General features: G+C 68.6%; 19 protein-coding genes. 12 read left to right on the plus strand and 7 right to left on the minus strand.

Annotation, left to right across the window (positions count from 1 at the left end; translation table 11 throughout):
- Nucleotides 1–939: 939 nt before the first annotated feature.
- The 6 genes from HED23_RS22245 to HED23_RS22270 all read right to left on the minus strand — a co-directional run bounded on the left by HED23_RS22245 (nucleotide 940) and on the right by HED23_RS22270 (nucleotide 11,231).
- Nucleotides 940–3,414 carry a glycoside hydrolase family 3 protein gene (locus HED23_RS22245; protein WP_203185141.1) on the minus strand — a complete coding sequence of 825 codons (2,475 nt, stop codon included), beginning with the start codon at nucleotides 3,412–3,414 and terminating at the stop codon, nucleotides 940–942.
- Nucleotides 3,415–3,547: 133 nt separating this feature from the next.
- Nucleotides 3,548–4,810, minus strand: coding sequence for an ABC transporter substrate-binding protein (locus HED23_RS22250; RefSeq protein WP_203185142.1), 1,263 nt, complete (start codon nucleotides 4,808–4,810; stop codon nucleotides 3,548–3,550).
- Nucleotides 4,811–5,364: 554 nt separating this feature from the next.
- A complete protein-coding gene (locus HED23_RS22255; protein WP_238442077.1) occupies nucleotides 5,365–7,935 on the minus strand; it encodes an alpha-L-rhamnosidase in 2,571 nt (856 codons plus the stop codon).
- A 79-nt stretch (nucleotides 7,936–8,014) separates the two neighbouring features.
- Nucleotides 8,015–8,923 carry a carbohydrate ABC transporter permease gene (locus HED23_RS22260; protein WP_203185144.1) on the minus strand — a complete coding sequence of 303 codons (909 nt, stop codon included), beginning with the start codon at nucleotides 8,921–8,923 and terminating at the stop codon, nucleotides 8,015–8,017.
- Between the two features lie 4 nt (nucleotides 8,924–8,927).
- Entirely contained in the window at nucleotides 8,928–9,812 is an 885-nt protein-coding gene (locus tag HED23_RS22265; RefSeq protein WP_031092431.1) for a carbohydrate ABC transporter permease, read from the minus strand.
- 102 nt (nucleotides 9,813–9,914) lie between these two features.
- Entirely contained in the window at nucleotides 9,915–11,231 is a 1,317-nt protein-coding gene (locus HED23_RS22270) for an ABC transporter substrate-binding protein (RefSeq protein ID WP_203185145.1), read from the minus strand.
- A gap of 290 nt (nucleotides 11,232–11,521) precedes the next feature.
- Between HED23_RS22270 and HED23_RS22275 the strand changes: the two genes are divergently transcribed.
- Together HED23_RS22275 and HED23_RS22280 are read left to right on the plus strand one after the other, a co-directional pair.
- Nucleotides 11,522–12,535 (plus strand): LacI family DNA-binding transcriptional regulator, encoded by a 1,014-nt coding sequence (locus tag HED23_RS22275; RefSeq protein ID WP_338019609.1) that lies wholly within the window; start codon nucleotides 11,522–11,524, stop codon nucleotides 12,533–12,535.
- Between the two features lie 72 nt (nucleotides 12,536–12,607).
- Nucleotides 12,608–13,645 (plus strand): LacI family DNA-binding transcriptional regulator, encoded by a 1,038-nt coding sequence (locus HED23_RS22280; RefSeq protein ID WP_203185147.1) that lies wholly within the window; start codon nucleotides 12,608–12,610, stop codon nucleotides 13,643–13,645.
- A 233-nt stretch (nucleotides 13,646–13,878) separates the two neighbouring features.
- Here HED23_RS22280 and HED23_RS22285 read toward each other — a convergent pair whose 3' ends face one another.
- Nucleotides 13,879–14,808 carry a LysR family transcriptional regulator gene (locus HED23_RS22285; protein WP_203185148.1) on the minus strand — a complete coding sequence of 310 codons (930 nt, stop codon included), beginning with the start codon at nucleotides 14,806–14,808 and terminating at the stop codon, nucleotides 13,879–13,881.
- A 128-nt stretch (nucleotides 14,809–14,936) separates the two neighbouring features.
- On the opposite strand from HED23_RS22285, the gene HED23_RS22290 reads away from it, so the two are divergent.
- The 10 genes from HED23_RS22290 (at nucleotide 14,937) to HED23_RS22335 (ending at nucleotide 24,106) form a co-directional block, all read left to right on the plus strand.
- Nucleotides 14,937–15,935 carry a fumarylacetoacetate hydrolase family protein gene (locus HED23_RS22290; RefSeq protein WP_203185149.1) on the plus strand — a complete coding sequence of 333 codons (999 nt, stop codon included), beginning with the start codon at nucleotides 14,937–14,939 and terminating at the stop codon, nucleotides 15,933–15,935.
- Nucleotides 15,932–16,894, plus strand: coding sequence for a cyclase family protein (locus HED23_RS22295; protein ID WP_203185150.1), 963 nt, complete (start codon nucleotides 15,932–15,934; stop codon nucleotides 16,892–16,894). Before HED23_RS22290 ends, HED23_RS22295 begins: the two co-directional genes overlap by 4 nt.
- 24 nt (nucleotides 16,895–16,918) lie before the next feature.
- Entirely contained in the window at nucleotides 16,919–18,049 is a 1,131-nt protein-coding gene (locus HED23_RS22300) for an FAD-dependent oxidoreductase (protein WP_203185151.1), read from the plus strand.
- A 62-nt stretch (nucleotides 18,050–18,111) separates the two neighbouring features.
- Nucleotides 18,112–19,101 (plus strand): amidohydrolase family protein, encoded by a 990-nt coding sequence (locus HED23_RS22305; protein ID WP_238442304.1) that lies wholly within the window; start codon nucleotides 18,112–18,114, stop codon nucleotides 19,099–19,101.
- 13 nt (nucleotides 19,102–19,114) lie between these two features.
- Nucleotides 19,115–20,053 carry a VOC family protein gene (locus HED23_RS22310; protein ID WP_203185153.1) on the plus strand — a complete coding sequence of 313 codons (939 nt, stop codon included), beginning with the start codon at nucleotides 19,115–19,117 and terminating at the stop codon, nucleotides 20,051–20,053.
- Between the two features lie 94 nt (nucleotides 20,054–20,147).
- A complete protein-coding gene (locus tag HED23_RS22315) occupies nucleotides 20,148–21,119 on the plus strand; it encodes a fumarylacetoacetate hydrolase family protein (RefSeq protein WP_203185154.1) in 972 nt (323 codons plus the stop codon).
- Nucleotides 21,116–21,871: an SDR family NAD(P)-dependent oxidoreductase gene (locus HED23_RS22320; RefSeq protein WP_203185155.1), complete on the plus strand. Its 756-nt coding sequence runs from the start codon at nucleotides 21,116–21,118 to the stop codon at nucleotides 21,869–21,871. The genes HED23_RS22315 and HED23_RS22320 overlap by 4 nt, the downstream gene beginning before the upstream one ends.
- The gene (locus tag HED23_RS22325) at nucleotides 21,868–22,704 is read left to right on the plus strand and encodes an SDR family NAD(P)-dependent oxidoreductase (protein ID WP_203185156.1); all 837 of its coding nucleotides are present in this window, start codon (nucleotides 21,868–21,870) and stop codon (nucleotides 22,702–22,704) included. The genes HED23_RS22320 and HED23_RS22325 overlap by 4 nt, the downstream gene beginning before the upstream one ends.
- Nucleotides 22,701–23,456 carry a CoA transferase subunit A gene (locus HED23_RS22330; protein ID WP_203185157.1) on the plus strand — a complete coding sequence of 252 codons (756 nt, stop codon included), beginning with the start codon at nucleotides 22,701–22,703 and terminating at the stop codon, nucleotides 23,454–23,456. The genes HED23_RS22325 and HED23_RS22330 overlap by 4 nt, the downstream gene beginning before the upstream one ends.
- The gene (locus tag HED23_RS22335) at nucleotides 23,456–24,106 is read left to right on the plus strand and encodes a CoA transferase subunit B (protein ID WP_203185158.1); all 651 of its coding nucleotides are present in this window, start codon (nucleotides 23,456–23,458) and stop codon (nucleotides 24,104–24,106) included. The genes HED23_RS22330 and HED23_RS22335 overlap by 1 nt, the downstream gene beginning before the upstream one ends.
- Nucleotides 24,107–24,235: the final 129 nt, after the last annotated feature.

Here is a 24,235-nt window from a genome sequence, read left to right on the forward strand (position 1 = left end):
CATCAGCCGGCCTTGATCGGCTACGCCGGCTCTGTGTTTCCGCGTACCTGCCGGGAAGAGGTCCGGAGGTTGCGGGGATCGCGGTTGCTTGACCGGAGACCACCTCACTCACGATGTCCTGCGGTACCCGGGCCCAACACTTCCGCCCGGGCGATCCTGATGGCGCTCAACTCCTCCGTTCTTTCCCTCTGGACACACTGCTTCCGTACTCCTGGTGGCCTCTCACAGCGCCACTTCGGCAGCCAGCCCCGTCGCCCGTCCTGCATCTGCTCCGGCTTGGAACCCCACTGCCGAACTTCCCGGTACGTGCGCCGCAGCCTCACGCCATTTACCGAGGTACTGCGGACTGCGCTCATGTCCTGCGGTCCTGCTCACGGCGGCCCCTGAAAACTGCGGGCCACCCGGTCCGGTCGCCAGCCCCGTCGCCATCCTGCGAGAACCCCGGCTTCGGAACTCCACCACCGCACCGACCTGCGCACTGCAACTGCTGACTACTGCTGCCTGGCAGTTCATCTCTGCCAGGCCCCTCTGTCCTTCGTGGATACGAGAGAAACCATAACCAGCCCGCACCTCAATGTCTACCTCAGCCAACACAGATTTTCAGACGCCAGGCAGGAAGACTGTCTGCCTGGGCCTTGGCCGGAACGCCGGGGGCATCCCAGCCGAGACCCTTGCACCCGGCCAGGGCCGCTACCCGCGGCCGCCCTCGCCGCTGCGCCGCCGATCGGATGGAAACGCGCCGCAGCCGGGGCACACCCGGTCGGGGTGCGGCCGCCAGGGCACAAGCCCCGGTGAGACAGGCATCCAGCACGAACGACGGAGATCAGGGTGGGCTGATGGACGCTATGAGCCTCGACGTCTCGCCTGGGAACCGCCATCAAGATCCAGACGGGTTTCTGTCTCTGCGGAGTCTGCCGCTCCCGGCAGGGTTCATTCGGCTCAGCTGACGGTGACGAGGCGCTGTACAGGCAGGCTGCGTGAGGACCGGCCGGCGTGGACGGTGTAGGAGCCGGGGGTGAGTTTCCAGGCGCCGGCAGTCCACACCGACAGGTCGCGGGCAGAAACGCTGAAGGTGATCCGGGTGCTCGCCCCGGGGGCGAGCGTGACCTTGCGGAAGCCGATCAGTCGCCGTGGCTCGGCCTGGGCGCCGGCAGGCAGGGCCGCATAGAGCTGTACGACTTCGGTACCTTCGCGGGATCCGGAGTTGGTGAGGGTGACGGCTGCTGTCAGCGTCTTGGTCGCTGTGTTGTAGGACGTTTCGAGGGAGCCAAGGTTGAAGGTGGTGTAGGACAGGCCGTGTCCGAAGGGGAACAGCGGGCTCTGGTTCTTCGCGTCGTAGTAGCGGTAGCCGACCAGGTGACCCTCGCTGTGGGAGACCGTGGGGCCATTGCCCGGGTAGGCGGCCTGTGTGGCCCCGGGTCCCTGGGACGCTGTGACGGGGAAGGTGACCGGAAGACGGCCTGAAGGGTCTGCGTCTCCGAAGAGGACGGCTGCCAGTGCGGTGCCCGTGGCGCGTCCGGCGTACCAGAGCTGGACGACCGCTTCGACATCGTTGATCCATGGCATGGCGACGGGGCCGTCGGTGTTCAGGACGACGATGGTGCGGGAGTTGGCTGCTGCGATGCCGGCGATGAGTTCGTCCTGGTCGCCCGGCAGGTCGAGGGAGCCGTGGTCCATGTCCTCGCCCGCGACCCGGTTGACGATGACGACGGCGGCGTCGCTGGTCCGTGCCGCGGCGACCGCGTCGGGTATGAGGGACCTCGGCTGCCAGCCGAGGGTGAGGCCGCAGGTACCGGTGTCGGCGGTGCTGTTGCTGTACTCGACGCTGATGCTCACCGCCTTCCCTGCCGTGAGGTCGATGGTGCCCTGGAGCGGATAGTCGTACGGCCCGAGGAAGAACCGGCGGCTGTGACGGGTGCCGGAGATGACCGTCTTGCCGTTGATGACGAGCTTGGTGGTGCCTGAGGGCAGCAGCGAGAAACGGTGCGGGCCCGTGGTGGCCGGCGTGAGGGTGCCGCTCCAGCGGGCCGACCACACGGCGGGCAGACCGGCCACGGGCGCACTCGTGAAGTCGATACCGGCGCTGACCTTTGTGGCGACGGGAGTACCGGACGGTTGGGCCGCGGCGTAGAAGCTGCCGGTCAGCCCCGCCGCGCCGGAGGCTGTGCGCAGTACCGTCGCCGGGACGGCGGTGAGGGGGATGTCCCCGACGGTTCCCTGGCGGTAGGTGACGGTGACCCCGGTACCGGCCCGGTCCTTGATGGCCTCCAGCGGGGTGGTCCAGGTGCCGGGGTCGACGTAGGTGGAGCCGGAGACTCCTGTCAGGGCTGTGTTCTCGGCCGGGCCGATCACCGCGAGCGACTTGATGGTGGAGGTCAGTGGGAGGGCTTGGCTGCGGTTGGTGAGCAAGACCGTGGAGTTGACGGCGAGTTCTTGGGCGAGGTCCTTGTGTGCCTGCGTACTGACGTTCGCGGCAGGCGCCGGTACGGGGTGGTCGAACAGGCCGTTGGCATACATGGTGTTGAGGATGCGCAGAGCGGCGTCGTCCAGGCGGGCCGCGGGGACGCTGCCGTCGGTGAGGCCGCCGACAGGTATCTTCACGCCCCCGGGGCCAAGTCCGCCGAGGTCCATGCCTGCCTTCACGGCTCCCACGGGGTCGTCGCCGGCCCAGAAGTCGGGGACGGTGTAACCCTCCAGACCGATGGTCTTCTTGAGGTCGTTGAACAGCGCGGGGCTCTGAGTGGCGAACGTCCCGTTGATCTTGGGGTAGGCCATCATCACCGAGGTGACGGGTACGGCGTCGATGATGCGTTCGAAGGCGGCGTGGTAGATCTCGTGCAGTGCCCGGTCGGAGATCTGCGCGTCGACGAAGAAGCGGTTGACTTCCTGGGTGTAGGCGCTGAAGTGCTTGACGGTGGCGACGACATGCTGTTCCTGGATGCGCCGGGTGAGCGCAGCGCCGAGGATGCCGGACAGTAGCGGGTCCTCCCCCATGCTCTCGGCCTGCCGGCCGAAGTGCCAAGTGCGGGCGGTGTCCACGGTGGGGCCGAGAAGGTTGTTGTAACCCTTGGACCGTCCTTCGGCGCCCAGCGCATGGCCGAGCCGGCCAACGAGGCCGGCATCGAATGTAGCGGCTTGCGCGAGGGGGACGGGGAAGGCCGTGACGCCGGTTTCCCCGCGCAGGCCGGCTGAGGCGTCCACCATGGTCAGGGCAGGTATGCCGAGGGAGCTCAGGGCTGCGAAGTCGCAGCGGACGAGGGCCTCTTTCTGTGCGGCGGTCATCCTGGCCAGGAGGGCGACGGCCCTGCTGTCGGGGGCGCCACCCGCGGTACGACGGAGCGCTGCGGCGGCTGGTGCGATGCCGGAGGCCAGAGCGGTGAGGACGGCGGCTGAGAGAAACGTACGACGATTCATGGCGGCTCTTCCATGAGGAATCGGGGCAGGACGAAACAGCGCCTTGGTCGGCGCGGGCGGCGGGACGCCGCAGCTTGCGGGGATGAGGGGTTGCTCACCGGCGCGCGTGCCGCCTGGGCACGGCACCTGCGGCCTATCCCTCCTGGTAGGCCTCATCGAGGGCGGCAAGGACGCCATCGACATCGGTGCGCCCGGAGAACAGCTTCTGGATCTGGACGAAGTGCTCCTGCTGGACCTGGGGGTCGGGCCACAGTTGATCCATGAAGGGCACGGTGGTGCCGGCCTTCTGGTGTGCGACCAGTTCCTCGAGAACGGGGTCGGGCGTGAAGCGGTCGTTGGGGATGGCGGGCAGGGTGCCGCTGTCCTGGTTGTAGAGGTTCTGGCCGGTGTCGGACCCGAGGAACTCGGCGAACGTCATGGCCAGCTCCTTGTTGTCACTGTCGGAGTTGACTCCATAAGCGGCTGACACGGCGCCGGGCATGTGGGTCTGTGCCGCGTTGTTGCTCGCGGGCAGGGCGAACATGGCCAGTTGCAGTTCCGGAGCCGTCGCGGTGATGGCCGAGGTGCTGCCGGCGACTTGTACGACGCCCACCGCCCTGCCCTCGGCAACGTCCTGGATGGACGTCTCGTAGCTCGTCCCCAAGGGATCGCTGCTGAAGCAGTCCCGCTCATCGAGCTCGACGTACTTCTCCAACGCCTTTCTCCAGCCGGAGCCGGCGAAGGTGGCCCTGCCGTTACCCATCTCCGTCGCGAACTCGGGATGGCCTGCGTAGACGGTGGTGGCGGCCAACGCGTAATCGGCGAGCTGGGTCACCCACGGTGTCCCGATGCCGAGCGCGAACAGCACCTTGCCGCCGGCCTTCGCTTTGTCGCACAGCTGCAGCAACTCGTCCCACGTCTCCGGGGCGGTGCCGCCGATGTCACGCATGGCCTTCTTGCTGTAGATCGCACCGATACCGCTGTAGTTGGCCGGCACGGCGTAGGTGGCGTCGCCGACCCGGGTCACCCACTTGGTGTCCTCCGGGACTCTGCGCGCGAATTCCAGACCGGACAGATCGGCAAGCCGGCCTGCGGACTCCAGCGTCCGCAAAGCGGCAGGATTGCCGTAGCCGGGCCAGACAGTGAAGACGTCAGGCGCCGCACCTGAGGACAGCTGGGCGGGGAGGGTGCTCTGGAGCTGGTCGGTGTCGGCGTAGGTCACCGCGATCTTCACCCGCGGATTCTCCCGCTCGAAGGCCTCCACGACAGTCTTCATGGCTGAGCGGTCGGTGATATTGGCGGTGATCTTCAGAGTGCCGTCGTCGGTGGCTGCCGAGCCGGACCCACCGCAAGCGCTCAGGCTCATGGCGAGGCTCGTGACCATGACGGTGGCACGGACGCGGCGGGAGGTTCTCATGACAGGCTCCGTGCAGGAGAAGGTGATGTGCGGTGCCGGAGTGCAGTTGGGACCAGCGGCTCTTCCGGACGAATCGGCAGCCGCTCGACGGGCCGCCGTGGGAGGGCGGGGCCGACCGAGCAGTCAGGTACACGGTCGGCCCCAGCTCGAGGGGGATCTCATACGAACATCTCTTGCGGGCGAAACGCCTTTTCCAGCTCTTTCGAGACAACCGCCGCCGCGTCCCACGGCGAGCGATTTCGGTGTCCGGCGACAACCGCTCGTGAAGCGTTTTAGCCAACAAAGGGGAAACTATGGCCTCTCGCAGCGTCAGGTCAACCCTCGGGAAGCACGCACCTCAAGGAAATCTCACAATCATCAAGGCGGCCCCTTTCATCGAGCAAAGCGATCTGAAATTTCAATTGAAACGCATTACGAAACCGCTCTTTATCAGCGCAACGGATGGAGGCCATCCACAAGACGAATGCCGGAGATCTCGACGAACCTTGGAATAACGAAGCCCGGCGCATGCAGGCATGCGCCGGGCTTGCTACAGCTGATGTGTGAGGGTTTGTTCAGGCAACCTTCATGGCGAGTTTCGCCGTATCGAGGACATGTTCGCCTGGTCCCAGGGCGACCGGCGTGCAGCCGGGCAGTTCTGCGGTTGCTTCACAGCCCTCCGGTACGACGACGTGGGCCGTCAGCCCGGTGGCGGTCTGCTCCCACGAGATGGACACCGTTCCGTAGGGGGTCTCGTGCCGGGTGCGGGCCGACGTGATGCCGCCGCCGGGGCGCGGTCGGAAGGTGATCTTCCGGTATCCGGGGGCCGCGGCGGTGATGCCGCCGACCACACGGTGGAGCCAGTCGGCGACGGCTCCGAGGGCGTAGTGGTTGAACGACGTCATGCCCCCGGGGTTGAGGGAGCCGTCCGGCCGGAGGCTGTCCCAGCGTTCCCAGACCGTTGTGGCGCCCATGGCCACGGTGTACAGCCAGGATGGGCATTCGGTCTGCAGGAGCAGACGGTAGGCGATGTCGAGGTGCCCGGTGTCGGTGAGCGCGTCGCAGATCAGCGGGGTGCCGACGAAGCCGGTGGCGATGCGGGCGTCGTCCTCGACGACCAGCTCGGCCAGGCGGTCTCCGGCCGGCTGCCTCTGCGGCGGGGTCAGCAGGCCGAAGGCGAGTGCGACGGCGTAGGCGGTGGGGCTGTCGCTCGTCATGCGGCCCGAGGGAAGGACGTACCGGTGGCGGAAGGCTTCAGCCACCTCGTCGGCGAGTGCGCTGTATCGCTCGGCATCCGCGTCATTCCCCAGCGCGGCTGCCGTCAGGGCGAGGTGGCGGGCGGACTGGGCGAAGTAGGCGGTGGCGACGAGGTAGCGGTCGGTCCGGCCGGCGGCCGGGTCGTCGGGTGGTGCGGCCGGGTCGAGCCAGTCCCCCAGCTGGAAGCCGGTGTCCCACAGCCGGGTCGGCCCGGCGAGACCTTCGACGAGGTCGACCCACTTCTTGGCCATGGGGTAATGACGGCGTAGCAGGTCGAGGTCTCCGAAGCGCTGGTGGAGCGTCCAGGGGGTGAGCGTGGCGACGTCGCCCCAGGCGGCCCCCGGGTGGATCGGCGTCCACATGGGCTCGCCCGGGATGACGGGTACGTACCAGGGGATCGTGCCGTCGGGCAGCTGCTCGAGACCGACGTCGGTGAGCCAGGAGTCGAGCATGCCCACACAGTCGTAGAGGAAGCCGGCGGTGGGTGTGAAGACCTGGATGTCACCGGTCCAGCCGAGGCGCTCGTCGCGCTGGGGGCAGTCGGTGGGGATGTCGACGAAGTTGCCGCGCATGCTCCATACGACGTTCTCGTGCAGGCGGTTGACCAGCGGGTCGCTGCACTCGAACCAGCCGGTTCGCCGCATGTCCGTGTGGTGGACCCGGGCGGTCACCATGTCGGCGGTCAGGTCCGCCGTCCAGCCGCTGACTTCGGCGTAGCGGAAGCCGTGGAGGGTGAAGCGTGGTTCCCAGGTGAGCGGGGACAGGCCGGAGAGGATCAGGGTGTCGGTGGCGTAGGCCTCGCGCAGCGGCCGGGTGGCGAGTTCGCCCTCCTCCAGGACCTCGGCGTGCCGGAGGGTGACGGCGGTGCCTGCCGGGCCGTCGAGGGTGACGCGGAGGCGGCCGACGAGGTTCTGGCCGAAGTCGATCAGATGGCGGTCGTCGCCGGTGCGGGTCACCTCGACCGGTGCGATCTCCTCGGTGCAGCGCACCGGTGGGCCTGTAGGAGCGACGAGGGTGCCGAGGTCACGGCTGTTGGTGCGTACCGGCGTCCATTCCCCCGCGCCCGGGCCGGTGGGGGTGGCCCAGCCGGGGTCGTGCAGCCGGGCGTCGAACGTCTCGCCCTCGTACAGGCCACTGGTCAGGATCGGTCCGGGGGCGGCGCTCCAGGTGCCGTCCGTGGCCACCGAGACCATGGTGCCGTCCTCGTAGGTCACCTCGAGCTGGGCGATGAGGGACTGGTCGGTGCCGTAGATGTTGCGGGTGCCGCCGTCGAAGCCGTACTTGCCGCGGTACCAGCCGTCGCCGAGCCAGGCGCCGATGGTGTTGGCGCCTTCGGTGAGGTGGCCGGTGACGTCGTGGGTGCGGTAGCGCAGACGGTGTGGGTAGACCGTCCAGCCAGGAGCGAGGGTCTCGTCCCCGACCCGGCGCCCGTTGATCTCAGCCTCGTACAGGCCGTGCGCCGTGATGTAGAGGCGGGCGCGCGTGACGGGCCCGTCGAGACAGAAGTCCTTGCGGACACGCGCCGGGCGACGGTCGGCTTCCGGGTCCTCGTCCCAGGCTGCACCGACCGGGACCGCGTGCCAGTCGGCCGCGTCGAGCAGGCCCGCCTCGGCCACACTCGGCCCACTCCAGTCCGAGGGGGCATCGGCGTCCGTCGTCCAGACGCGGACACGGACGGTTACGCGTTCGCGGGAGGTCAGCGGTGCGCCGGGCCAGGCAACGAGCACCTGGTCCCGGCCGGCGACGCGGCCGGTGCGGTCGGCCCGTCCGGCGCGGGTGAGTTCGAGCTCGTACGCCTCCTGGGAACCGCCGCCTTTCGGCAGCGTCCACGTCAGGCGCGGGGTGGGGGCCCCGATGCCGAGGCCGTCCGGGAGATGTTCGAAGGACACCGGTGAGGGCTGAGGGGGGAACAAGGAAAGCCTTTCGTCACGTGCACGGGAGCAGGGCGAGCGGGGTTTCGGGCGTGGCTCAGCCCTTGACCGCTCCCGCGGTGAGGCCCTTCATGACCTTCTGGTTGAGGAAGAGATAGATCAGGAGGGTGCCGAACACGTTGATGCAGATGGCCGCGAACAGAGGGCCGTACTGGGTGGCACCGAAGTCACCGGTGAAGTTGAGCAGGCCGACCTGGATGGTGCGCAGGTCCTGGTTGTTGGTGAAGGTCAGCGCGATGAGCAGGTCGTTCCAGATGAAGAAGAACTGCACCAGGCCGACCGTGAGCAGGGCGTTGCGGACCAGGGGCACGCTGATGGTCCAGAAGGCGCGCAGGATGCCGGCGCCGTCGATGGTGGCGGCCTCGAAGAGTTCGCGGGGGACGGTGCGGTAGTACGTGGCCATCATGAAGACGGTCAGCGGCAGGCCGGTGCCGGTGTAGGTGAGGACCAGCGGCCAGAGGGTGCCGGACAGACCGGCCTGGAAGTACACGGTGAACAGCGGCAGGAGGATCATCTGCGGGGGCACCATCATGCCTGCCAGGAAGACGAGAAGGGTGAGGCTGCGGCCCTTCCACACCATGATCTGCAGGGCGAATCCCGCGGCCGTGCCCAGGAGCAGCATGAGCGCCAGGGCGGGCAGGACGGCGAGCAGGCTGTTCTGGACGTAGAGACCCAGGTGGCCGGTGGTCCAGGCCTCGGAGTAGTTTCCCCATTCCCAGGTCGTGGGCAGGCTCCAGGTGGAGTTGTTCAGGTAGTCGTCGTTGGACTTCAGGGAGGTCAGGAACATCCAGATCAGCGGGTAGATCTCGACGACCAGCAGCAGGGTGACGACGATCTTCACCCACAGTCGGCGCGGTGCCCTGGGCCTGCGGCTCGGTCCGGCGTTTCCGGACGGCCCTCGGCTCCAGCGGTTTGCGGAGGTCTTCACAGGTATGTCGACGGCCATGTGTTCAGCCCTCCGTGAGGTCGCGCTGCGAGACGCGGTAGACGACCAGGCTCACCAGCAGGCACACCACGGTCAGCAGCAGAGCGATGGTGCTGCCGTATCCGTAGTCGCTGTAGGTGAACGACGTCTGGAACATGTACAAGGTCAAGGGCGTGGTGCCGTTACCAGGGCCGCCGTTGGTCAGGGCGACGACGGAGTCGAACACCTTCAGGGTTCCGTTGATGCTGAAGATGAGTGACGACATCAGCACCGGCAGGGACAGCGGCAGCACGATGTGGCGGATCAGCCGCAGTCCCGAGGCGCCGTCCAGACGGGCCGATTCGAGGACCTCGTCGGGGATGTCCACCAGGCCGGCGAAGAGCAGGACGGCGTAGAAGCCCATGGAGCGCCAGATGTCCATGACGATCAGGACCCAGAATGCGCTTCCCGCGCTGCCGAAGAAATCGATTGATTCGATTCCGACCGCGTTGAGCAGTGAATTGACCGGGCCTGTCTGCGGGGCGACCTGGAAGAACTTCTGGAAGAGAAGACCCACCGCGACCGTGGGCAGCACGACGGGGAAGAAGGCCAGGGTACGGATGAGCGCGGAGGACTTCTTGAGGAAGAACACGTAGAGCAGTGCCAGCAGATAGCCGGCGATGACCTGTCCCACCGTGACGATGGCGGCGTATTTGAGAGTGAACCAGAGGGCGTCATGGACGGCCGGGTCATCGAACAGGCGGGAGAAGTTGGCGACCCCGTTTCCGGTGAAGCCGTCGATGGTGTTGCCCTTGGTGAAGGAATACCCGAGCGACCACACGATCGGGACCAGCATGATCAATGAATAGACCAGAAGGGCGGGACCGAGGAGGATTGCGATGGCCCTGCGGTCACCGAGTACGCGGTGCATGGATGGTGTCCACTTCGTTTCCGTTGAAGAAACCTGTCGGAACGGAACCGGGGGCGGCACACGCGTATGGCGCGAGGAGGCCGATGGGCCGCCCCCGGTCGGTCACTGGGCGGCCAGCGCGTCCTGGACGGTCTGCATGAACTGCTCGGGCTTCATGCTCCCGGCCACCAGGCCGGCGGCGTTGGTCTGGCTCACGGTGGTGGCCTTGGTGCTGAACAGGGCCTCGAACCACAGGACGTTCTGCTTGGACGTGCTGATGGTGTCGCGGACCTGAGTGGTGACCTCGTTGGCGTCCTTCACCTCGGTGTTCACCTTGAAGCCGGAGATGGAGCCGTGGTCCTTGAGCGCGGTGCTGCCGTAGTTCTCGGCGATGCAGGACGCCCATGCGCCGGTCTTCTTGTCGAAGGACTTCGCGCCGAGGGTGATACCGAGGCCGACGTTGGAGGGGTACTGGTCGATCGAACCCTTGCCACCGGCGACAGCGGGGAAGGGCATGAAGCCGACGTTCTGCGCGCCGACCTTGTTCTGCTTCGCGTCGGAGACGTTGGCCAGCGCCCAACTGCCCATGTAGAACATCGCTGCCTTGCCGTTGAGGAACTGGTTCATCGCGGTGTCGTAGTCGATCGAACCGACGCCCTTGCCGAAGTACCCCTTCTCGCCCAGGGCTGCGACCTCTTCTGCGGCCTTCACATACTCCGGGTCGGTGAGCTTCGCCTTGCCGTCGGCCACCTTCTGGAGAGCGTCGGGGCCCAGGCTGCGGTAGAGGTAGGTGCTCACCAGGCGGGTGATCGGCCACCCTTGCTGACCGGAGGCGGAGAAGGGCTGGATGTCCTCGGCCGCCAGCTTCGCCGCGCCGGCCACCAGCTCGTCCCAGGTGCCCGGCACGGCTATGCCGTTCTCCTGGAAGAGCTTCTTGTTGTAGAAGATGCCTTCGATGTTGTACTCGTACGGCAGCACCTCGACCTTGCCGCCGTACAACGCCTTGATCGTGGAGACGGCGGCAGGCTCCAACTGGTCCAGGACACCCAGCGACTTGAGCTCCTTCTCCAGGTCGGCGACCTTGCCCGACTTCGCCAACTGCTGCGTCAACGCCGGAGCGTTGCCCGCGGCGAACTGCACCGGCAGGGCGTCCTGGCCGGCCAGCAGCTGCAGCTTCTGGTCCAAGCTCGCCTGCGGGACGGTCTCCACCTTCAGCGGCAACGCGTCGTTCGCCGACTTGCACGCACCCTCGGACATGGTGGTCAGGGCGGTCTTGACGGTGGTGTTCTCGGTGACGCTCAGGTAGCTGAACTCCTTGGGCGCGGCGGAGGATCCGGCGCCGCCACCGCCACAGGCGGTGGTGAGCAGTGCCAGTGAGGCGGTGCCGGCCGTGAACAGGCTCAGACGCGCACGACGGACGCGGGGCATGCGAAGGGACACGGAAGACTCCCGGAGGTCTTTGAGAGAGGGGCGAGGAACGGTGAGCGGCGCTGAGGAAGGTAAACGGGTCCGACCGCGCAGAAGGCTGCGTGTAACGTTCTCCACCACGAAGTGAGCAACACCCTGCACCGCACCGATTGATCCGTCAAGACACGGAGCTGTAACACCGGGGCACGGAACAGTGGCCTTGCCGTCATCCAGGCGCCATTATGTAGACCGTTACACCGACGCCTACGAGATCCGGAGTGCTGACGATGGGCGGGTCCGCCGCACCGAAGCAGAACAAGCGTGTGACCATCACCGATGTCGCGCGGCACGCGGGCGTGTCCGTCGCCGCGGTGTCCAAGGTGTTGCGCAACGCCTACGGCGTGAGCCCGGGCATGCAGCAGAGGGTGCGGGCTGCCATCGCCGAGCTGGACTACCGCCCACAGGCGGCTGCCCGCGGGATGCGGGGGCGGACGTACACGATCGGCGTGCTGCTGGACAACGTCCGCAACGCGTTCTTCGCGGACATCCTCGACGGCATCCAGGAGGAGCTCCGCACCAGCGAGTACACGGTGCTGATCGGCGCGGCGGGCTTCGACCCGGCCGAGCAGGCGAAGACGATCCGGTCCATGGTCGACCGCCAGATGGACGGCTTGATCCTCATCGCGCCGGGGACCTCGCGTGCCGAGGTACTGGCGACGGCGACGGCCACACCGACCGTGGTCATCGGCCATCACGACGGCACCGACACCCACGACTCGGTGGTCGACGCCGACGACACCGGTGCCGAGCTGGTGGTGGACCACCTCGTGGCGCTCGGCCACCAGGACATCGCCCTGGTCTCCGCCCCCGGCACCAAGGCCAATCAGTGGAAACGCACACCGGAGGTCGTCCTCGCCGACGGCTACCGCGCGGCCATGGAGCGGCACGGCCTCGCACAGCATGTACGCGTCCACCACGCCGCGTACTCCGACGAAGGAGGTTTTCAGGCCGGCATGACCCTGCTGACCGCCGAGCGCCGGCCGACCGCCGTCATGACCGGCGCCGATGTCGCGGCTCTGGGCATCTACCGGGCGGCCCACGAACTCGGGCTGCGCATCCCGGACGACCTTTCGCTCGCCGGTTACAACAACACGGCCCTGGCCGCCCTGGCCCCCGTACAGCTGACAAGCGTCGACCAGGCCGGGCACACCATGGGCTCCTCGGCCGCCCGCATGCTCATCGAGCGCGTGGAGGGCCGACGCGACAGGGCCATGCAGACCTCCATGACACCGCGACTGGTGGTGCGCGGCAGCACCGCCGCCCTGAGTGGCAGTTAGACCGTGGACGGCAGCGGGCCTGCCGTCCACTCTCCGACGTGTCTTGGACCAAGGCTCATACAGAGGATTCTGATGGACCACGAGGATGCCGTACGCCGCAGAGTGGGCATGAAGGATGTCGCGCGGGAGGCCGACGTTTCTCTCGGCACCGTTTCCAACGTGCTCAACCGCCCGGAACTCGTGGCTGGGCCCACACGAGCCCGCGTGCTGGCAGTGATCGACTCGTTGGGCTACGTGAGGACAGAAGGAGCCCGGCAACTGCGTGGATGGGCGGCCCGTGTCCTCGCAGTTCTCGTGCCGGATCTGGCTCACCCGTTCTTCACCGCCCTGGCGGTGGGCGTGGAACAGGCCGCTCGCGAGGCCGGTCTCGGTGTGATGGTCTGCACCGGCACCCGCGACCTCGAAGAGGAGGCGCGCCATCTCTCCCTGATCACCTCGCACCGGATCCGAGGTGCCGTGCTGACCTCCGGAGAAGCCGTCGGGCGCACAGTGGCCGCCTTCCGGCGGAATGCTGTTCCATTCGTCGTCGCCGACCAGTACGGCCCCCAGCCCGGCGCCTGTTCCGTCGGCATCGACGACGTGGCGGGTGGGCACGCCGCGGTACGCCACCTGATCGACCGGGGACACCGCTCCATCGCCTATGTCAGCGGTCCGGACCTCCAGCAGGTACGGGACCGCCGCAGGGGAGCCGTCAACGCCGTCACCCAGGCCGGGCTCCCGCTCACAGCCCTGAGGGAGCTCGCCTGCGCGGACCTCACCGTGGGCGCGGGCAAGGACGCCGGGCACCGCATCCTCGGGCTCCCCCACCGCCCCTCCGCCGTCTTCTGCGCCAGTGACCTGCTCGCCCTGGGCGTACTCCAGGCTCTGTACGAAGCCGGGCTGAAGGTGCCGGAGGACCTCGCGGTGGTCGGCTACGACGACATCGAATTCGCCGCGTCCGCCGTCGTCCCGCTCACCTCGGTGCGACGGCCTGCCGTGGCGCTGGGCCACCAGGCCGGCCGCCTGCTCATCGAGGAGACGGCCCGCGGCGCCGGCCACGAACACGCCCACGTCGTACTGCAGCCGGAACTGGTCGTGCGCCGGTCGACCCTGGCCGTGCCGGCACGGTGACACAGGTTGGTCAGGGCTGTTCATGAGCATGGTGATGCAGTTCCCGCTGCGGCGTACGGCATGGGCGCGTGATGTGCCATGACTATGGCGCGTGCTGTGCCATGACTATGCGGTCCGGGCGCTGCACCGCCCACCCCCCACGCGATCCGAGTTTCGGATGACGTCGATCCAAGCCGTGGATGGCGCGACCTTCCCGGCCAGGCCTCACTGGTGGCCGCGGGGACGCACACTCATCAGTCTGCGGTCGGCGCCTCGGACACGTCAGCCATGCGCCTGCCCACGCGGGCAGTCGTTTCACGCAGCCAGATGTGGGCCGCGTCGTGCGTGTGCACCGGGTGCCACCACATCGCCTCCCGCAGCGGGACCGCTTCGTAGGGCGGCTGCACCACGTGCACGGCCGCGAGCGGTGCGAGGAGCCGGGCGAGGCGGGCCTGGATCAGGGCGATGCGCCGAGTGCCCGCCACCAGCAGCGGCAGCAGTTGGAAGCTGTCGACGGAAACTTCCACGCGCGGCTCGATGCCGAGCATGCCGAGCTGGCGCACGGCGGGGGCGTCGTAGGTCCGCTGGTAGGTGACCCACGGCAGTCGTCCCAGGTCGTTGAGGGTGAGCCGGCCCTCGACGCTCGGGTGGTCGTCCGCGACGAGGAAGACCCAGCTGTCCTCGTAGAGGTCGGTGGCGGGGAAGTCACTGATGACTCCGTGCGGCATGAGCAGACCGTCGGTGGTGCTCAGCAGCGTGGCCGTGTCGTCGACCACGGTGGGCGGGGTCTGGACGAAGCGCAGACGGATGCCGGGGGCCTCCTCGTGGACCAGCCGGGCGAGCTCGGCGCCGAACACGGCGACCGCGTAGTCGGACGCCACGAGTTTGAACTCGCGCTTCTCGCTGCCCGGGTCGAAGTCGGCCTGACTGGCGAAGAGGCGCTCCACCACTTCGTAGGCGGTGGAAGTGCGGTGCAGGAGAACCTGGCCGAGGGCGGTGAGTTCGTAGTGGCCGCCGACACGGGCGAGCAGATCGTCGCCGAAGTGGCGGCGCAACCGGGCCAGGGATGCACTCATCGCGGGCTGGCTGAGCCCGACGCGCTCCCCGGCACGGGTGACGTTGCGCTCCTCAAGCAGGGCACGCAGAGCGACGATGAGGTTGAGGTCGAGGCTGGCCAGATTCACGAGATTTCCCCTTGCGGTAAGGCGCCGACCAGGAAGGAATAAACGCGATGGATGGTAGCTATCCATAGAATTGATTTCCGTGATCCCGGGTGCTGGGTCCAGATTAGTCACACCGCAATCAGGAGGACATGTTCGTGAAATCTGCATCCGCGTCCGCGCTGTTCGCCGGGCCGTTCGCTCTGGCCACGCTCTCGGCACCGGACGGACCGGCCTTCCCCGCGCTCGTCACGGCGGACGCCCAGGTGGTCGACCTGCGCGCTGCCTTCGGTGACGAGTCCCTGTCCGTCCGCGCTCTCCTGGAGACCTGGGACACGGCTGCGGAGCAGCTCACGGCGCTGGCCGGCGACAGTGCTCCGGAGCGAAGGCCTCTGGCGGACTTTCGGGTGCACGCACCGGTCGAGCCCCGCCAGGTGTTCCAGTCGGGCGCCAATTACCGGCAGCACGTGATTGACCTGCATGTCGCGCACCGGGCGCCGGACGACGACCGTTCCGAGGAGGAGCGGCGCGCGGAGGCGGCGGAGATCATGGACCGCCGGGCAACCGAGGACCTGCCGTACGTCTTCATCGGCCTGCCGAGCGCGATCACCGGCCCGTACGACGATGTCGTGCTCCCCTCCTGGGCCGGGAAGCCCGACTGGGAGCTGGAGTTGGTGGCGATCATCGGCCGTCCGGCCCACCAGGTGTCCGTGGAGGAGGCTCTCAGCCACGTCGCCGGTTACACGATCGCCAACGACCTGACCGACCGGGCGACCGTCTTCCGCCGGGACATGCCGCAGATCGGCACCGACTGGCTGCGCAGCAAGAACGCTCCCGGGTTCACCCCGCTCGGCCCGTGGATCGTGCCGGCCGGGTCGATCGCGAACACCGACGACATGCGCCTCGTGCTGAAGCTGAACGGCGAGACCATGCAGGACGAGTCCACGAAGGACATGATCTTCGACGTCGCACGCATGGTCTCCTACGCCTCGCAGACGGCCCGTCTGCTGCCCGGCGACCTGGTACTGACCGGCTCCCCAGCCGGAAACGGCATGCACTGGGGGCGGCTGCTGCGCGACGGCGATGTCATGGACGGCTCCATCACCGGACTCGGCGCTCAGCGCACCCGCTGTGTCGCGGAGACGTCATGACCCTCGACCGCACCGATCCCGAGGGCTCGATCGCCGAGGCCGCCAAGGCGTACTCCAACTGGGGACGTTGGGGCTCGGACGACGTGCTGGGCACCCTCAATTTCCTGGACGAGGCGAAACGGCGCGAGGCCGCCACGCTCATCCGCCGGGGCGCCAGTTTCTCGCTCGCCCAGAGCTTCGACATGAACGGCCCGCAGAAGGGGTGGCGCCGCCGCACCAATCCGGTGCACACCATGCTCGACACCGGCACCGACGCGGCACTCGGCCTGCAGGGCTTCCCGCACGGCCTCGGCGGTGCCGACGACGTCATCGCGATGCCGTTGCAGTGTTCGACGCAGTGGGACGGCCTCGGCCACATCTTCGACCACGGCAAGACGTGGAACGGCCGGGACGCGGCGACGACCGTCACTTCCGAAGGCGACCTGGTCACCGGCATCGAGCACATGGCCCCGCACGTCGCCGGCCGCGGTGTGCTCCTGGACGTCGGCCGCAGGATCGGCGAGAGCGGCGAGCTGCCCGACGGCTTCGCCATCACCGAGGAACACCTGACAGCGACTGCTGCGGCCCAGGGCGTGCGTGTCGGTCGCGGCGACATCGTCCTGGTCCGTACCGGACAGCTCGCCCGCGCCCGCCGCGACGGCTGGGGCGACTACGCAGGCGGCGCGGCCCCCGGCTTGTCCTTCACCACCGCCGGCTGGCTGCACGGCAGCGAGATCGCCGCGATCGCGACCGATACCTGGGGCTTCGAGGTGCGGCCCAACGAGTTCGACGTCGCCTTCCAGCCTCTGCACCAGGTCGCCATCCCCAACATCGGCCTGCTCATCGGGGAGATGTGGGACCTGGAGGCCCTTGCCGAGGACTGCGCCGCCGACGGCGCGTACGAGTTCTGGCTCACCGCCGCGCCCCTCCCCATCACCGGCGCAGTCGGCTCCCCCATCAACCCGATCGCCGTCAAGTAGTCACAGGAACAAGGGAGTTCCCCCATGAATGAAGCTCGCACGGTCCTGGTGATCGGCGGCGGGGCAGCCGGGAACGCCGTGACGCTGCTGCTGCGTCGCGCCGGTATCGACGTGAACCTGATCGAGGCCAAGGACGACTGGAACGCGACCGCCGGCTCCGGCATCACCCTTCAGGGCAACGCCCTGCGCGTGCTGCGCGAGCTGGGTGTGTGGGAGCAGGTAGAGGCTTCCGGCTTCGGCTTCGGATCGGTAGGCATCACCGCCCCTGACGGGACCGTCCTGCACGCGCAGGACGACATCCGCAGCGGTGGCGACGACCTCCCCGCCACCGTCGGCATGCAGCGGCCCGACCTCCAGCGCATCCTTATCGAGGCCGTACGCGCGAGCGGCGCGTCCGTCCGCCTGGGAGTCACCGCCCGCCTTCTGGACCAGGACGCCGATGGTGTCTCCGTCCGCTTCAGCGACGGCTGCGAGGGCCGCTACGACCTGGTGATCGCCGCCGACGGTCTCGGCTCCACGACCAGGGCCGCCATCGGCATCACGACGAAGCCCGAGCCGACGGGCATGGCCATCTGGCGCGTCGCCGCCCCGCGCCCGACGGGCGTGGAGCGGACCGACCTCGCCTACGGGGGCCCGGCCTTCATCGCCGGCTACTGCCCCACCAGCGACAGCACGCTCTACGCGTACGTCGTCGAGGCCAACCGCGACCGCGCCACCATCCCGGCCGAGTCGTACGCCGACGAGATGCGCCGCCTGGCTTCCGCGTACGGCGGCAACTGGCCGGAGATCACCGAGCACATCACCGACCCCGCGCAGGTCAACTACACCTGGTTCGACCGCATGCTGGTCGAGGGCTCGTGGCACCGGGGCCGGGTGGTCCTCGTCGGCGACGCCGCCCACTGCTGCCCGCCCACCCTCGCGCAGGGCGCCGCCCTGTCCCTGGAGGACGCCTGGGTCCTCGCACGGCTCCTGACCGAGTCCGACACCTGGGACGACACCCTGTTCCAGCAGTACTACGAACGACGGATCGCAAGAGTCCGGCCGGTGGTGGAAGCGTCCGTACAGATCGGGCAGTGGCAGCTCGACGGCGTACGCGACGCCGATGTCCCCGGCCTGATGGGCCGCACCATGACGATGCTCCGGGAGCTGCCGTGACCACCCGCCCGTCGCCCGGCCACCGCCTCTCATCGAGCGCTCCCGCGCGCCCCTCCCTCACCGTGGACGTACACGCGCACGTCCTGCTTCCCGAGGTCGACGCATTCGTGGCCGGCCTGCCCGGCCACGATGCGGCAAAAGCCCTGGACGCCCGGCGCAACGGCGCCGAGGCTCTCGCGGTGAGTGGGCCCATGGTGGGTGAGCGCATCCCGAAACTGACTGACGTCGCTGTGCGCCTCGCGGCGATGGACCAGCAGGGCGTCGGCATACAGCTGGTCAGCCCGTCCCCCTCGCACTACCACTACTGGGCCGACGAGGAAACGGCCGAGAAGGTGTACCGGCTGGCCAACGAGGCCACCGCGGCTCACTGCTCGGCTGCCCCGAAGCGGCTGCGCGGGCTCGGACTCGTACCACTTCAACACCCGGACATGGCTGTCGAAGCCCTTGAGGACGCTCTGGGGCACGGGCTTCTGGGTGTGGAGATCTCAAGCCACGCCCCGGGCCGTGAACTGTCCGACCCCGCGTACGAGGCCCTGTGGACCCGGGCGGAGGAAAGTGGCGCGGTGCTCTTCCTGCATCCCTTCGGATGCACGCTCGACGAGCGCCTGGACCGCTGGTACCTGTCCAACACGGTCGGCCAGCCCACCGAGAACGCCGTCGCCCTCTCCCACCTCATCTTCTCCGGCGTGCTCGACCGCCACCCCGGCCTGAAGCTGATCGCCGCCCACGGCGGCGGCTACCTCCCCACCCACATCGGCCGCTCCGACCACGCGTGGACCGCCCGCTCGGACGCCGGTGCCGGCTGCGCCAACCTGCCGAGCAGCTATCTGAAGCGGCTGTACTTCGACTCGCTCGTCCACGACCCGCACGTCCTGCGGGAGCTGATCCGGGTGGCCGGGGCCGACCGCGTACTCCTCGGTTCCGACTTCCCCTTCGACATGGGCGCCGACGACCCCGTCGCCGCCCTGCGCGCAGCCCGGCTGTCCGAGGCCGATCTCGAAGCCGTACGCGGCCGGAACGCCTCAGCCCTGCTCGACCTCACCCTCGCCTGAGGAGGAAACCACCATGAGCGCACGTCTGCTCACCCACCTGCGTCACGTCGACCTGGCGGTGCCCGACTACGACAAGCAGCTCGACTTCTACGCCGGCGTCTGGGGCCTCACCAAGGTCTCCGAGGACTCCGGGATCTCCTTCCTGGCCGCCGAGGGTTCCCCGGAGCAGTACGTCGTACGGCTGCGCAAGGCCGAGGAGAAGCGGCTCGACCTCGTCTCCTACGGCGCCGCGAACCCGGCCGACGTGGACACCCTCGCCGAACGGCTCCTCGCCGGCGGAGTCCAGCTGATCTCCCGGCCCGGCGCCGTGGACACCCCGGGCGGCGGTTACGGCTTCCGTTTCTTCGACGTGGACGGGCGCACGATCGAGGTCTCGTCCGACGTCGAGGTCCGTCAGCACAGGAAGGTCGAGGAGAAGGAGGCCATCCCGGTCAAGCTCTCCCACGTCGTCCTCAACTCCCCCGACCTGAACCGCACTCGCGAGTGGTACGAGCGCCACCTCGGCTTCGCCCTCTCCGACACGCTCTCCTCGCCGCACATGGGCGAGGTCATGCACTTCATGCGGATCAGCAACCAGCACCACTCCATGGCCATCGCCCAGGGTCCGCACACCGCCCTGCACCACGTCTCCTTCGAGATGCGCGGCATCGACGAGTACATGCGCGGCTCCGGCCGCGTCATCCGGGCCGGCCACCGCAAGATCTGGGGGCCCGGCCGGCACATGGCGGGTGACAACACCTTCACGTACTTCCTCGACCCGCACGGCAACACCGTCGAGTACACCACCGAGCTGGAGAACCTCGACGAGGACACCTGGCACCCGCACGTCTACGACTTCAGCAGGCCCGAGGTCACCGACCAGTGGGGCACCGCCAACGCGATGAACGAACTCGTCGCCAAGGAGTCCTTCAACGACCCCGACCGAGGCGTGTTCGTCGCCCCGCCGGTCTGAACCGGACCGCTCCTCTCCTGTCGGGGGCCGCTGCGTCCGTGTCACGCACACGGCCGCAGCGGCCCTTTCCCCGCCCCCCTTCTGGAGCCGCACCATGCGTTTCGCCGCTTACGGACATCAGCACCGCCCCCGGGTGGCCGTCGTGGAAGAGGACGGCACCCTCTTCCCCCTGCCCGGTGTCACCTCACTCACCACGCTGCTCGCGGAGACCGACGGGCTGCCCGGCCTGCTCGCCGCGGGCGCGGCGGCACTCGACGTACCGGCCGGCCCCCATGTCTCCCAGGTACGGCTGCTGCCTCCGGTCCAGCCCGCCTCGGTACGGGACTTCGTCACCTTCGAGGAGCATGTCGAAGGTGTGCGCCGTTCGGTCGACGGCGTCGCCGGTGTACCCGATCAGTGGTATGAGGCGCCGACCTTCTACTTCACCAACCCGCACGCGATCTACGGCCCCCAGGACGACGTGCCGATGGCACCCGGGTCCGCCGTGCTCGACTTCGAACTCGAGGTCGCCGCCGTCATCGGCCGCGAGGGCCGCGACCTCACCCCGGAACGGGCCCGCGACCACATCGTCGGCTACACCGTCTTCAACGACTGGTCCGCCCGCGACCTCCAGTCGGCGGAGATGAAGGTGGGTCTCGGCCCCTGCAAGGGCAAGGACACCGCGACCACCCTCGGCCCCTACCTGGTCACCGCGGACGAGCTGGAGCCCTACCGCGACTCCGAAGGTTTCCTGCGGCTGGCACTCACCGCCCAGGTCAACGGGGAGACCGTCGGCGAGGACCTCCTGTCCAACATGAGCTGGACCTTCGAGGAGATGACCGCCTACGCCTCCCGCGGCACCCGGGTCGTCCCGGGCGACATCCTCGGCTCCGGGACCTGCGGCAACGGCGGCTGCCTCGCCGAGCTCTGGGGCCTGCGCGGCGAGCAGACCCCGCCCCCCTTGCAGCCGGGTGACACCGTCAGCCTGACCGTCGAGGGCGTGGGGACCCTCACCAACACCGTCGTCACCGGTACCGAGCCTCTTCCCCTGCCGACCGGTCGGCGCCGCGACCGGGAGCGGCCGTGACCGGCCCGCACCCCACGGGACTGCTCGGCAAGGTGGTCGTCGTCACCGGCGCGGCCCGTGGTCAGGGCGCGGCCGAGGCCGCCGCCCTTGCCCACGAGGGCGCCCACGTCGTCGCCACGGATGCCGAACCCGGGGACGGCTGTCGCGGCCTGGACGTCACGAGCGAGCAGGACTGGGCCGAACTCGCCGCCGACCTGCGGGAGACGTACGGGCAGGTGCACGGCCTGGTCAACAACGCGGGCATCACCTGGCGTGCCCGCGTCGGCGATGTGAGCCCCGAGGACATGGCGCGCGTCCACGCGGTCAACGTCACCGGCCCTCTCCTGGGCATCCAGCACCTCACGCCCCTGATGCCCCCGGGCTCCTCCATCGTGAACGTCGGCTCCTCCGCAGCCCTCACCGCTCACTACCCGGTCGCGTACACGACCAGCAAGTGGGCGCTGCGTGGGCTCTCGAAGACGGCGGCGCTGGAGCTCGGCCCCCGCGGCATCCGTGTCAACACGGTCCATCCCGGCTACATCGAGACCGAGATGACCGCCTCAGCCGCTCCGGCCTTCCGCGAGGCCAACATCCGCGAGACCCCGCTGGGGCGCACCGGAAGGGTCGACGAGGTGGCTCCTCTGGTGGTCTTCCTGATGTCCGACGCGTCGTCGTTCATCACCGGCGCCGAGATACCGGTCGACGGGGGCCTCACCGCGCACGGCGGCGTCAAGTCCGTCTCCGACGCCCTGCGCCCCGAGGCTGCGGGGTGAAACGGCTCGAAGGCAAGGTGGCGCTGATCTCCGGCACCGCCCGAGGCCAGGGCCGGGCAACGGCCCTGCGCTTCGCGGCCGAAGGCGCGCTGGTCGTAGGAGGTGACCTGCTGCACGAGGAGGCCGTCGGGACCCAGCGGCTCATCGCCCGGGAGGGCGGCACGGCCCTCACCCCCGGGCCGTTGGACGTTACCGACGAGGACTCCGTCCGCGCCTGGGTGGCGGAGGCCGCCGACGCGTTCGGCGGTATCGACATCCTCTGTGCAAACGCCGGAGCCGTCCGGTTCGGGGCGATCGACAGCCGGCCGTACGCGGACTTCAACTTCGCGATGCGCGCTGAGCTGGACTCGGTGTGGCTGACCGCCCACCTGGCGTGGCCGCATCTGGTACGGAGCCGCGGCTGCGTTCTCACCGTCGGCTCGGCGGCCTGGCTGACCGGCTCCCTCACCGACCGGCGCACCGCACTCCCCCGAGCTCTCGACTGCGCCCGAGCAGGGGGCACCCCCATCGCGTCCAAGGGCGCGGTGATCGCGCTGACTCGCCGACTCGCCGCCGAGGGTGCCCCACACGGCATCCGCGCCAACTGCGTGAGCCCCGGGACGATCGACACCGTCGGCTCCCGGTCCAGCCTCCTCCCCGAGGAACACCCGATGCGCAGCATCGCGGAGCACATCCCTCTCGGCCGGGTGGGAGTGCCCGCCGACGTCGTCGACGCAGCCGTGTTCCTCGTGTCCGACGAGGCCTCGCACATCACGGGCGCCGACCTCGTCGTCGACGGCGGCTGGTCCACGGTCCTGCCCTGCGCCATCACACGAAAGGAATCACGCACGTGAACAAAGTCAGCGTCAGTGCCGCCGAGGCGGTCGCCGACATCCCCGACGGCGCCTCGATCGCCGTCGGCGGTTTCGGACTCTCCGGAATTCCTGACGTCCTCATCGACGCCCTGCACGAACAGGAGGCAGCCGGACTGGAGGTCGTCTCCAACAATTGCGGCGTGGACGGCCGCGGCCTGGGCGTCCTGCTCGCCGCGGGGCGCATCGCCCGGGTCACCGGCTCCTACGTGGGCGAGAACAAGGAGTTCGCCCGGCAGTACCTCAGCGGAGAGCTCGAGGTTGAGCTGACCCCGCAGGGCACGCTCGCCGAACGCCTGCGGGCCGGCGGCGCAGGCATTCCCGCCTTCTACACCCCGGCCGGCGTCGGCACCCAGGTGGCGGAGGGCGGCCTTCCCTGGCGCTACGCACCTGGGGGCTCGGTCGCCGTCGCCTCACCGCCCAAGGAGACCCGGGAGTTCTCAGGGCGGCCCTACCTCCTGGAGCACGGCATCACCACCGACTTCGCCCTCGTCCGGGCCTGGCGCGGCGACCGGCACGGCAACCTCGTCTTCCGCCGGGCCGCCGCGAACTTCAACCCTCTCGCCGCCATGGCCGGCCGCGTCACCATCGCAGAAGTCGAGGAACTCGTCGAACCCGGCGAGCTGGCACCCGACGATGTCCACCTGCCCGGCATCTACGTGCAGAGAATCGTAGAACTCACCCCCGGACAAGCCGCTGACAAAACTGTCGAGAAGAGGACGGTGAGCATCTGATGCCCTGGACCCGTGAACAGATGGCCTCCCGCGCAGCCGAAGAGCTCGCTGACGGCGCCTACGTCAACCTGGGTATCGGCCTCCCCACTCTCATACCCGGCCACCTCCCGCCCGGGGTCCACGTCGTGCTCCACTCCGAGAACGGCATCCTCGGCACCGGCCCCTACCCCACCGAGGACGAGGTCGACCCGGATCTCATCAACGCGGGGAAGGAGACGGTCACCGTCCTGCCCGGCGCTTCCTTCTTCGACTCCGCGCTCTCCTTCGGCATGATCCGGGGCGGGCACATCGACACCGCCGTTCTCGGCGCCATGCAGGTGTCGGCCCACGGCGACCTCGCCAACTGGATGATCCCCGGCAAGATGGTCAAGGGCATGGGCGGCGCCATGGACCTGGTCCACGGCGCCGGCCGTGTCATCGTCCTCATGGAACACACCGCCAAGGACGGCAGCCCCAAGATCGTCGAGGAGTGCACTCTGCCCCTCACCGGTCGGCGATGCGTGGACCGCGTCATCACCGATCTCGGTGTGCTGGATGTAACCGCCCGCGGCCTCGCCCTCGTCGAAACGGCCCCGGGCGTCACCTTCGCGGACATCACCGCGTACACCGACGCTCCCGTGCACGCGGACAGCCACACGGCCGCGTGTTGATCCCAGGGACCTGAGCCGCGTCCCCTGCTGACCTTTCTCAGCGAAACCGTTGACACCGGGGTAACACCCTCGCAATATGATCCGTACACCAATGATTAGTGTACTGATCATTTCGGCGGCACTTCTCGT

It is taken from the genome of Streptomyces pratensis (genome assembly GCF_016804005.1).
GTDB classification, from domain to species: Bacteria; Actinomycetota; Actinomycetes; order Streptomycetales; family Streptomycetaceae; genus Streptomyces; species Streptomyces pratensis_A.